Raw genomic sequence first — 13,417 nt, 5'->3', positions numbered from 1 at the left:
AATATTAGATATGTAACTAAAAAAATAAGATAAAGTGTTCATTCTTATTCTAAAAGAGAACTAGAAACGGTTTTATAGTACATACTTTTAATTATTCCGTCAGAAAGTCCAATTTTAGGCACATAAATATCCTTGGCACCACTCCATTTCATGGCCGACAAATAGATACGGGTTGCAGGAATAATTACATCGGCTCTGTCCTGATTAAGGTCCAGTTCGGTAATTCTTTCTTCATAGGAATAAGTCTGCAACTTATCATAATAGGAAGACAGATAGAAATAGGTCAACGGTTTCCCCATGGCCTTTCCTGAAATTTTGAAGATTTTATTAATGTTCCCCCCAGATCCTATTAAATCCAATTTGTCGTATTCCCTTGTATGTTCTTTAATCCAAGATTCCAGTTCTTGCCAAGTTTCTTTATTAACGATATCGTTTAATAATCTTACCGTCCCAATTTTGAATGATTTGGATTCTACTTTTTCTCCAAGATGAATCACAGAAAATTCGGTACTTCCACCTCCTACATCCACATATAGGTAGGTTTTGCTTTCATCGATATAGCTATGTAAATCGGTAGCCGCGATAATGGCTGCTTCTTCTTCACCATCAATAATATCAATATCAATTTGGGCTTGTTCAGAAATTAATTTAGCAACTTTACTACCATTTTCTGCCTCACGCATGGCCGAAGTGGCACAAGCTTTATAGGCAACTACTTTATGGGATTTCATCAACAACCGAAACGCGGTCATGGTATCCAACATACGGCGCTCGTTTTCCTTTGAAATTTTTTGCTTTAAAAACACATCTGCTCCCAAACGGATTGGCACCCTTACCAACGAGTTTTTCTTAAAACGTGTAGGCTTTCCTTTTTGTTCTATGATATTTGAAATGAGCAACCTAACAGCATTGGAACCTATATCGATGGCCGCATATTTTTTAATTGAAAGCATTTAATTCTCTAATTTTTTTAAATAATAGTCGTATGTAGCAAATTGGGCTCTCACTTTAGGTTTATCGTTTCGTTTGTACTTGTTTTCCTGAAACTCATCTAAAATTCTTGCCTTCACATTGTCATTCCAACAAATATCAAACACATCCAAGAGCTCTTGCTTGATGACATCATCATAGATAGGACAAGTGACTTCCACTCTATTTTCAATGTTTCTTGTCATCCAATCGGCAGAAGAAATATACACTTTTGTATCACCATCGTTACAGAACACGTACAAACGAGTATGTTCCAAAAACTTATCGACAATACTAATTACCTCAATGTTTTCGCTCATACCTGGTATTCCTGGAACCAAACAACAAAGTCCACGTACAATCATTTGAATTTTTACACCAGCCCTACTTGCTTCGTAAAGTTTGTCCACCATGGCATAACTTGAAATGCTGTTCATTTTAAGTTTGATGTAGGCCGGTTTTCCTGCTTTTACATTATCAATTTCATTATCAATTAGCTTAAAGAACTTTGACTTTGTATAATGCGGTGATGTAATGATATGCTTGTACCTAAATATTTTATAGTTGATTTCAAAGAAGTTGAATACTTTGTTAAGGTCTTTCAATATCTTTTGATCGGCAGTAAACAAAGTGAAATCTGTGTAAATCTTCGCGGTAGATTCATTGAAGTTTCCTGTACTAATGAAGCCATAACGCTTTAGCTTATGATCTTCTTCTCGCTCTATCACACACATTTTACTGTGCACTTTCAACCCCGCTACTCCGAACAACAAATTAACACCTTCATCCTGCATTTGCTCAGCATAGGCAATATTGGCAGCTTCATCAAATCGGGCTTGAATTTCAATGGAAACGGTTACTTTTTTACCATTTTTAGCCGCATTGATCAACGAACTGGCCACATGTGAAATTTGTGCCAATCTATAAATGGTAATGTTGATGGTTTTTACCTTTGGATCCAAGGCGGCCTCCCTTAAGAACTTCACCACATAAGAAAATGTGTGATATGGCGTATACAATAAATAATCGCGCTTGGAAATATTTTCAAAAATGCTACTCTCCAAACTCAAGCCTTTAATAGGTAGAGCCTTGATTTTGTCATAAAGTAAATCTGTTCGTCCCAAACTTGGGAAATCCATATAATCTCTCCTATTGTGGTAACGCCCTCCAGGAATAACACTATCCTTAGAATCAATTCCCATTTTATCCAACAGATATTTTAAGGTTTCCTTATCAATGGTCTTGTCGTAAACAAACCTTACTGGATCCCCAATCTGACGGTGCTTTACACTATCGGAAATTTTATCAATAAAACTTTTACTCAAGTCACTATCAAAATCAAGTTCACCATCTCTAGTAATCTTAATCATGTGAGTAGAAATACTCTTGTAATCGAAAATATTAAAAATATCATCCAAACAATATCTCAATAGATCATCCAAAATGATGATATAATCTTTATCATCCTGTTTTGGCAGAACCACAAAGCGTTCTATGGATTTTGGAATTTCAATTAAGGCAAACTGTTTTTCATCATTCTCCAAAATCATCTTCACGGCCAAATAAGCAGCACTATCCTTTAGCATTGGCAATTCCACTGAATCATTAAGAATAATGGTCACCAAAGCTGGACTTACATGCTGAAGAAAATACCCCTTTATAAACTCATGCTGTTTGGGTGTGATTTGAGTTTCCTGGATGATATAAATATCGTAGTCTTCAAGCTTCTTATGAATGTTCTGTAGAATCTCCAAACTTTCACTTTGCTGCCTAATCACTACTTGGGTAATCTTTTCTAGCAGTTCACTGGCTTTGATACCTCCCAACTCGCTTTTTGCCGCCTTACCCGCTTCGTCAATTCGTTTTACGGTTGCGTATCTCACTTTAAAGAACTCATCCAAATTATTGGAGAAAATTCCCAAGAAACGCAATCTTTCAATCATAGGAACAGATTCATCTGCAGCTTCCTGCAAAACCCTTGCATTAAACTGAAGCCAACTCAACTCCCTATTTACATATATATTTTTATCCTTTACAGTAATATTGGTCATCATTATTTGTTTACACAAATATATTCTATTTAACTTTTAGTAAGTCCGTAACATGTGATATTTACATTATATTTTGACTTTATATAATTAAAGATTCCTCTCCTTAATTTTGCCAGCTAATAAATCATGGTCTTAAATCTCTTGGAAAAATCATGACATCTGTATGTCCCTTTGTAATGTACTTCCAATCCTCTGCAAAAAAGTCGATTTTCACCAAGCCACAAGTGGGCAAATTGCCAATAAATTGATCACCCAGATCATTAACAATGGATGTAAGGGCATGGTTGTGTCCAAAGATCATAATTTTATTAATGGAGTTGTCGTTTATCGATAGTATGAAATTCATCACTTTTTCTCCCCCAAAATCATACAAATCGTCAACAATTTTCAGCTTGCTTTTTGGTAAATTTAAGTAGTCCATTACTCCTTTACAGGTCGTTAAGGCCCTATTTGCAGGACTGGAAAACACCATATCTGGTATATAATTATAAGGTTTATAGTGACTTGATACTAATTTTATGTCATTAATCCCTCTAGAGCTCAAAGGGCGGTCTAAATCGCTGAAACCCCCATCCCATGAGGATTTCGCGTGTCTTACAAATACTATTTTTTTCATTTTTACTCGATTAAATGCATTTTTTATCGTTAAAGTGTTGTATATCTTCGTTTTAACGATTATTTTAGTGCCTTTAACATTTATTTTTGTTAAAGATTTTATTAATGAGTTGCTTTGTTCAGTAAATTTAATGTAAATGTCCCCAAATCAACAACATATAAAATTATCCATTTATAATGCGCTGATATCTAGCGTTCTTCCCTCAACAAATTTCAAACTTTTAATTTTTAAGTGTTTATCACTAAAAAAGACTGTATTTATATTGTAAAAATAAAAGCTCTATTGAGCGGCTAAATATATTAATTAACAAATCATTTAAATGGGATTAAAAATTTCATCAATCAAACAAAGTACCCCCTTGCACAAAAGTGAAAGGCATTTTGAATCTAAAAAATTAAATAAACGAAATATAATTAGTTTTTACTAATTACTCCTATCAACTAAAATTAGGGCTTATGAAAACAAATACACGTAGACTAATGTATAGAAATGCCTTGGTTCTATTAATAGTACTTCTTCAAAATGTTGCATTTGCACAACTGACACCCCAAAGAGCTGTTAGCAGAATTAGTTTGGATACTCCCCTAACTATATTGAACTCTTACAATACGTCATCAAGCACTTCAAATACAGCTGTTGATGACACGGCAAGAGCCTTGGAAGGATGCAAAGCAAATGACTTTACTCTTAGCAACTTTTACCTGGCTGACGCTAATGGCAACGAATTGGATAATGATTGTATTCCTGGCACACCTCAAACAGCCTATATCTATGCTTATTTCTCTGCCAATACCAATGCAGACAGATATAGTCTTTTTATGGATTTTGACATTTTAATTAATGGAGTTCTAACCACTTCAGTTACACAATGTCTATATGATTCCAATCCTATACCTGTTGACCAAAACCTACCGGTTTATCAATTGAACTGGAATTGTGGTGATCAAGTAGAATTGGTTAACTTTTATATGGCATGGCAGTCCAATGCCAACCAAGCTTGTGGTGAAAACCCTTCAAAATGTTATTCTAATCCTCCTGGATTTATTGTAAATGCGCCACTGATCACCAACTTTACTTATACTCAAAGTTGTGATGCTTATACAGTTGCATTTACAAATATTACCACCGGTGGAAATCTACAAGGTGGTTATAGTTATTCTTGGAATTTTGGAGATGGGGCTACTTCTACAGAAGCCAATCCATCACACACATATGGAGGCCCAGGGAACTATACTGTTACTTTAACAGTTTTTGATATTGATGGAGATTCAGACGTTCATACAGATACTGTAACTGTATCACCACTACTTACAGGATTATCCCTAAGTGCTACTAACATTGAATGTACTGGAGGAAACACTGGAACCATCACTCCTTCTGGAGTTTCAGGTGGAACTGCTCCTTATACTTATAGTATTAGCCCTCAAGAGGGAAGTTTCCAATCTGGAATGTTTGTTAATCTACCTGCAGGAACATACACGGTTACTGTTACCGATGCTAATTCATGTTCTATTAGTGAGGACATTACAATTTCAGTTGACGATAATACACCTCCTGTAACCAACGCTCCTTCAGATATACAAGTTGAAGGTTGTGTTGCTGCAGATGTTACCAATGGCAACTTAACATCATTGGCTTATAGTGAAACACCTCAAACTATTTCTCAGTTAATTTTCTTAGCAGAAGGAGGAACTTTCACGGAAAATAATGTAAATGAAATCACTTATCAAGACAGTGCTTCTGGTACTTGTCCTGTGGTGGTTACAAGAACTTTTACTATCACAGATGATTGTGGGCTTTCTAGTTCTGATACGCAAACAATAACGATTGAAGATACCACAGATCCAATAATTGGAACTGAGGCTGCCGATGCCACTGCTGAATGTGGCAGTGATACTACAACTGCCTTAAATGCTTGGTTAGATGCCAACGGTGGTGCTGTAGCTACAGATAATTGTTCTGCTGTTACTTGGAGCAATGATTACGGTACTTTAAGTGATGACTGTGGAAACACAGGGTCCGTAACAGTTACTTTTACGGCCACTGATGCTTGTGGGAATTTTGCTACCACTGCAGCTACGTTCACTATTGAAGACACCACTCCTCCTAGTATTGACACTGTGGCTGCAAACCTTACAGTGGAATGTGATGGAAGTGGAAACACTACAGATTTATCAACTTGGTTAAGCTCTTTTGGTGGCGCTGCAGCCTCTGATACTTGTGGTGACGTTACTTGGACTAACGATTATTCTTCCTTAAGTGATGATTGTGGAGCTACTGGTTCTGCCACTGTTACATTTACCGCTACTGATGATTGTGGAAACACAGCAACAACTTCTGCGACCTTTACTATTGAAGATACCACAGATCCAACAATTGATACAGCTGCTACAGACCTTACCGTTGAATGTGACGGCTCTGGAAATACTGCTGAATTGAACAACTGGTTGAGTACAGCTGGTGGAGCTGCATCTTCAGATACTTGTGGTAGCGTTACTTGGAGTAACGATTTTACTGCTCTTAGCGATGATTGTGGAGCTACTGGTTCTGCTACAGTAACTTTTACAGCTACCGATGATTGTGGTAACACTTCAACTACATCGGCAACCTTTACTATTGAAGATACTACAAATCCAATAATGAGTACTGTAGCGGCAGATCAAACCGTACAATGTAACGGTGCTGGGAATACAGACGAACTAGAAGCTTGGTTGGATACACATGCCGGAGCTATGGCTTCAGATAATTGCTCTAACATTACTTGGACCGACAACTTCACAGGATTATCCAATGGTTGTGGAGAAACAGGATTGGCTCTGGTAACATTTACTGCAACTGACGAATGTGGAAATTCAACTAGCACTACAGCCCTGTTTACGATATTGGACTTGATAGCACCTACTATTGATACTCCTGCTTCTGATTTTACAGTTGAATGCGATGGAACTGGAAACCTTCCCGAATACACAGCTTGGTTAGATTCTAATGGAGGTGCATCTGCTTCCGATTCTTGTGGAACTGTTTCTTGGTCTTACGAAGAAGGTGCTTTAAATGATGACTGTGGTCTAACTGGAACACGAACAGTAACCTTTACTGCTGGAGACGGTTGTGGTAATTCTGTAACTACAAGTGCTTCCTTTACTATCGAAGACACTACAGATCCAACTTTCACAGTACCTGCTTCAGTTTCTTTGGAATGTGATCAAGATCCAACAGACCTTGCTTTAACAGGAGACGTAACAGATGAAACAGACGGATGTTCTTCAGACCTTGAAGCTACCTATACAGATGCGACTGCCCAAGGTGAATGTGCCAGTGAGTCTATCATTACACGTACTTGGAACTTGACCGATGACTGTGGAAATACAACTACTCAAGTTCAAACCATCACTATTCAGGACACCACAGCGCCAACATTTACTGTGCCTGCTGCCGTAACCATTGAATGTAATCAAGATGAAAACGACTTGGCATTGACAGGTGATATAACCGATGAAGCTGACAACTGTTCTACTGGTTTACAAGCTTCCTTCGCCGATGCTACTGCTGAAGGCGAATGTACTAATGAGTCGATCATCACACGTACCTGGACCTTGACCGATGACTGTGGAAATACTACTACTCAAGTACAAACCATCACCATTCAAGATACCACTGCTCCTACCTTTACAGTACCTGCAAGTGTAACCCTTGAATGTGATCAAGATGCTACAGATTTGACATTGACTGGAGATGTAAACGATGAAGCGGACAACTGTTCTGCTGATTTGGAAGCTACTTATACGGATGCCACAACTGAAGGTGAATGTGCCAATGAGTCTACAATCACTCGTACCTGGACTTTGGTTGATGCTTGTGGAAACACAACAACTCAAACTCAAACAATATCTATCCAAGATACTACTGCTCCAGTTATTGAAACCACTCCTTCTAATATCGTTGCCGAGTGTGACGGTTCCGGAAACAACGGAGCTATCGAAAACTGGTTGGCTGACAATGGTGGGGCAACTGCTTCGGACAATTGTGGTGAGGTAACTTGGACCAACGATTACGATGGAGCGAACTCAGATTGTTCTGCACCGGTGACTGTAACCTTTACGGCTACTGATGAGTGTGGAAACGCTGTATCTACGTCTGCTTCTTATGCAATTCAGGACACTACAGCTCCTACTATCTCTACTGAAGCTACCGATGTAACCTTGGAATGTGACGGTAGCGATATTGATGCTGCGATCCAGGATTGGTTGGATACTTTTGGAGGTGCAACTGCTACCGACGATTGTTCTGCAATTGCATGGTCGAACAATTATAATGGCTTAAGCGATAGTTGTGGAACTACTGGTTCTGCCGAAGTAATCTTTACAGCTACTGACGGTTGTGGTAACTCTAGCTCAACAACTGCAACCTTCACAGTTCAAGATACTACACCGCCTACCTTTACGGTACCTGCTTCAGTTTCTTTGGAATGTGATCAAGATCCAACAGACCTTGCTTTAACAGGAGACGTAACAGATGAAACCGACGGATGTTCAGCTGAATTGGAAGCTACATATACAGATGCAACAGCCCAAGGTGAATGTGCCAATGAATCTATCATTACACGTACTTGGACATTGACAGATGACTGTGGAAATACAACTACACAAACTCAAACCATCACCATTGAAGATACCACGGCACCTACATTTACTGTACCTGCTGCCGTAACCATTGAATGTGATCAAAATGAAAACGACTTGGTATTGACTGGTGATGTTACCGATGAAGCTGACAACTGCTCCACTGATTTGGAAGCTACTTTTGCCGATGCCACTGCTCAAGGAGCTTGTGCCAATGAAACTATTATCACTAGAACTTGGACCTTAACTGATGAGTGTGGAAACACTGCAACAGAAGTTCAAACCATCACCATTCAAGATACTACTGCGCCAACATTTACTGTACCAGCTGGTGTAACCCTTGAATGTGACCAAGATGCTACTGATTTGGCATTGACTGGTGATGTAACCGATGAGGCTGATAACTGTTCCGCTAATTTGGATGCAACTTACACCGATGCTACAACTGAAGGTGAATGTGCAAACGAGTCTACAATCACTCGTACTTGGACTTTGGTTGATGCTTGTGGAAACACAACAACACAAACGCAAACAATCTCTATCCAAGATACTACTGCGCCAGTTATTGAAACCACTCCTTCTGATATCGTTGCCGAGTGTGATGGTTCTGGAAACAACGGAGCTATCGAAAACTGGTTAGCCAACAATGGTGGAGCAACTGCTTCTGACAATTGTGGTGAGGTAACTTGGACAAACGATTACGATGGAGCGAACTCAGATTGTTCGGCACCAGTGACCGTAACCTTTACGGCTACTGACGAATGTGGAAATGCTGTATCTACCTCTGCTTCTTATGCAATTCAGGACACTACAGCTCCTACTATCACCACTCCAGCTACTGATGTAACCTTGGAGTGTGACGGTAGTGATATTGATGCTGCGATCCAGGATTGGTTGGATACTTTTGGAAGCGCCACTGCTACCGACGATTGTTCTGCAATCGCATGGTCTAACAATTATAATGGCTTAAGCGATGGGTGTGGAACTACTGGTTCTGCCGAAGTAATCTTTACAGCAACTGACGGTTGTGGAAACTCTAGCTCGACTACGGCCACTTTCACAGTTCAAGATACAACAGCACCTACATTTACGGTTCCTGCTTCAGTGACTTTGGAATGTAATCAAGATCCAACAGACCTTGTTTTAACAGGAGACGTAACTGATGAAACTGACGGATGTTCTTCTGAGCTTGAAGCAACATATACGGATGCTACTGTCCAAGGTGAATGTGCTAACGCATCCATCATCACAAGAACTTGGACTTTGACGGATGACTGTGGAAATACAACTATACAAGCTCAAACCATCACTATTCAGGATACTACAGCGCCTACATTTACTGCACCTGCTGCTGTAACCATTGAATGTGATCAAGATGAAAGCGACTTGGTATTGACTGGTGATGTTACCGATGAAGCAGACAACTGTTCTACTGGTTTGGAAGCAACCTTTACCGATGCTACTGCTGAAGGCGAATGTGCAAACGCATCTATCATCACAAGAACCTGGACTTTGACAGATGAATGCGGGAACACAACTACACAAGTACAAACCATCACCATCCAGGATACCACTGTTCCTACATTTACAGTACCTGCAAGTGTAACCCTTGAATGTGATCAAGATGCTGCAGATTTGGCATTGACTGGTGATGTAACCGATGAAGCGGATAACTGTTCCGCTGATTTGGAAGCTACTTATACGGATGCCACAACTGAAGGTGAATGTGCCAATGAGTCTACAATCACTCGTACTTGGACTTTGGTTGATGCTTGTGGAAATACAACAACACAAACTCAAACAATCTCTATACAAGATACTACTGCGCCAACTATAAACACAGAAGCTACAAGCTTAACTGTGGAATGTGACGGTACAGGAGACCAAACAAATTTCAACGATTGGTTAGCTTCTAACGGAGGTGCTTCCGCAACTGATAATTGTAGCGAAGTAACTTGGACTAATGACTTTACTGAATTAAGTGCTGCCTGTGGAAATACAGGAGCTGCTACGGTTATATTTACAGCTACAGATGCTTGTGGAAATACTGCAACTACCACTGCAACATTCAGTATAGAAGATACTATTGCTCCTAACATTACAAATGAAGCTTCAGATATCGTTGCTGAATGTGATGGAAACGGAAATAACGATGCCATCCAAAACTGGTTAGACAGTAATGGTGGTGCTGTTGCCGAAGAATTATGTGGAGAAGTTACTTGGACTAACAATTATAATGGAGCTACCTCTGATTGTTCCGCTCCTGTAAGTGTTGTTTTCACTGCCACTGACAGTTGTGGAAACACAAGCACTACAACGGCTTCATATGCTATTCAAGACTCAACACCTCCAGTAATTTCTGGTGGAGACAACCTAACAGTAGAATGTGACGGAACTGGAAACGATGCTGAACTTCAAGCTTGGTTATCTTCCAATGGAGGTGCCACTGCTACCGATGACTGTTCTTCTATTACATGGTCAAATGACTTTGAATCCTTAACAGAGGCTTGTGGAGCCACTGGTACTGCAGAAGTAACCTTTACAGCCATCGACGGATGTGGAAATGAAAGTACAACAACTGTATCCTTTACTATTGTTGACACTACTGCTCCAACATTTACAGTGCCTGCTTCTCTTACTTTGGAATGCGATCAGGAAATTACAGACCTTACTTTAACAGGTGATGTAACCGATGAAGCAGATAACTGCTCTTCTGAATTGGAAGCAACCTTTACTGATGCAACTACTGAAGGTCAATGTGCTAATGCCTCCATCATCACAAGAACTTGGACATTGACTGATGACTGTGGAAACACGACTACTCAAGTACAAACCATCACTGTTCAAGATACGACAGCACCTACATTCACTGTGCCAGCTGCTGTAACTATCGAATGTGATCAAGATACTAGTGACTTAGTATTGACTGGTGACGTAACTGATGAAGCAGACAACTGTTCTTCTGAATTGGAAGCTACCTTTACCGATGCTACTGCAGAAGGTGAATGTGCCAATGCATCTATCATTACAAGAACTTGGACATTGACTGACGATTGTGGAAATACCACTACTCAAGTGCAAACCATCACAATTCAGGATACAACAGCACCTACATTTACAGTACCTGCTTCAGTATCTATTGAATGTGATCAAGACGTAAATGACTTGGCATTAACTGGTGACGTAACCGATGAAGCAGACAACTGTTCTACTGAATTGGAAGCGACCTTTACCGATGCTACTACTGAAGGTGAATGTTCAAACGAGTCCACAATCACACGTACTTGGACTTTGACTGACGACTGTGGAAACACAACTACTCAAGTGCAAACCATCACAATTCAAGATACTACGGCTCCTACATTTACTGTGCCAGCTGCCGTAACTATCGAATGTGATCAAGATGAAAATGACTTGGTATTGACTGGTGATGTAACAGATGAAGCTGACAACTGTTCAGCTGAATTGGACGCAACTTATACCGATGCTACTGAGGAAGGTGAATGTGCCAATGCTGCCATCATTACAAGAACTTGGACTTTAACAGATGACTGTGGAAACACAACGACTCAAGTACAAACTATCACAATTCAAGATACTACGGCTCCTACATTTACTGTACCTACTGCTGTAACTATTGAATGTGATCAAGATGAAAATGACTTGGCATTAACTGGTGATGTAACTGATGAAGCTGACAACTGTTCTGCTGAATTAGATGCAACCTATACTGACGCTACTGCTGAAGGTGAATGTGCCAATGCATCAATTATTACAAGAACCTGGACTTTAACGGATGATTGTGGAAACACAACTACACAAGTACAAACCATCACAATTCAAGATACTACGGCCCCTACATTTACTGTACCAGCTGCCGTAACTATCGAGTGTGATCAAGATGCTAATGACTTGGCATTGACTGGTGATGTAACAGATGAGGCTGATAACTGCTCTGTTGAATTGGAAGCTACTTTTACTGATGCTACTGCAGAAGGTGAATGTGCCAACGCATCCATCATTACTAGAACTTGGACATTGACTGACGATTGTGGAAATACAACAACGCAAGTTCAAACTATCAATATTCAAGATTCTACGGCTCCAACATTTACTGTTCCAGAAAACTTAACTGTAGAGTGCGATATGGATACTAGTGATTTAACATTAACTGGTGATGTAACCGACGAAGCTGACAACTGTTCTTCTGAATTGGAAGCAACCTTTACAGATGAAGTTACCGAAGGGTCTTGTGTAGGTGAAAGTACTATTGAAAGAACTTGGACTTTAATCGATGAATGTGGAAACACAACAACTCAGGTACAAACAATCAGTGTTGTTGACACTACGGCTCCTGAACTAATTGTTGACTTAGATCCATCCATCGATGTGAATTGTTCTGAAGTTCCTGATGCTCCTGAATTGAGCTTTGAGGATGCTTGTTCAACAGATATTTCAGTTGTCTTCAACGAGTCTATCACTCCAGAAGAAGAATCGGAAAACTATAGTATTACGCGTAACTGGACAGTAAGCGATGATTGTGGCAATGAAGCTACTTACACGCAAATTGTAAACGTGAACGTAGAGAATATCATTTCTGGATCTGACACTACTATTTGTACAGAGGAAGGACCTCTAGACCTATTCAGCCTTTTAAGTGGTGATGTGGATGAAAATGGAACCTGGGAAGTAGTTTCAGGTAATACAACTTTAGATGGAAGTTGGTTCGATACCACTATTGTTACTGAAGAAGACTTAGGAGATTTCATCTTCACATATACCATCACAGAAGGTGATTGTCCTAGCGTAACCGAAGTGACAGTAACTGTTCATGACGATTGTGTTGTATTCCCTTGTGGTGAAGAAGATGTTGAGATTTCAAAAGCAATTACACCTAATGGAGATAGTTATAACGAATTCTTCACGGTAACGGGTGTTGAAGAATGTGGATTCACCATTGAATTACAAGTATTCAACCGTTGGGGTGCTAAAATTTATGAAAACTTCAACTATCAAAACGATTGGAACGGTGCTTCATCCAGATCATCTGTGGGAGGTGCAAGCAAAGTCCCTTCAGGAACATATTACTATATCATCAATTTAAAGAATAGTGGATTAAAACCTTTCTCAGGTCCAATCTACGTAGGAACTAAATAAATTTT

General features: G+C 39.5%; 4 protein-coding genes. 1 reads left to right on the top strand and 3 read right to left on the bottom strand.

Translation table 11 applies throughout. The features are described 5' to 3' along the window. Window positions 1–44 precede the first annotated feature (44 nt). The 3 genes from ZA06_RS11865 to ZA06_RS11855 all read right to left on the bottom strand — a co-directional run bounded on the left by ZA06_RS11865 (window position 45) and on the right by ZA06_RS11855 (window position 3,636). Window positions 45–953 carry a Ppx/GppA phosphatase family protein gene (locus tag ZA06_RS11865; protein WP_053977694.1) on the bottom strand — a complete coding sequence of 303 codons (909 nt, stop codon included), beginning with the start codon at window positions 951–953 and terminating at the stop codon, window positions 45–47. Further along, complete coding sequence (ppk1, locus tag ZA06_RS11860) at window positions 954–3,020, bottom strand: polyphosphate kinase 1 (RefSeq protein ID WP_053977693.1); 2,067 nt, start codon at window positions 3,018–3,020, stop codon at window positions 954–956. Between the two features lie 124 nt (window positions 3,021–3,144). Then, window positions 3,145–3,636, bottom strand: coding sequence for a SixA phosphatase family protein (locus ZA06_RS11855; protein WP_053977692.1), 492 nt, complete (start codon window positions 3,634–3,636; stop codon window positions 3,145–3,147). Window positions 3,637–4,091: 455 nt separating this feature from the next. Here ZA06_RS11855 and ZA06_RS11850 point away from each other — a divergent pair, with 455 nt between their 5' ends. Next, the gene (locus ZA06_RS11850; protein ID WP_053977691.1) at window positions 4,092–13,412 is read left to right on the top strand and encodes an HYR-like domain-containing protein; all 9,321 of its coding nucleotides are present in this window, start codon (window positions 4,092–4,094) and stop codon (window positions 13,410–13,412) included. Window positions 13,413–13,417 lie beyond the last annotated feature (5 nt).

Origin of the sequence: Mangrovimonas xylaniphaga, from assembly GCF_001280435.1 — a bacterium.
Taxonomy (GTDB): Bacteria; Bacteroidota; Bacteroidia; order Flavobacteriales; family Flavobacteriaceae; genus Mangrovimonas_A; species Mangrovimonas_A xylaniphaga.
This window is presented reverse-complemented; position numbering and strand designations above follow the sequence as displayed.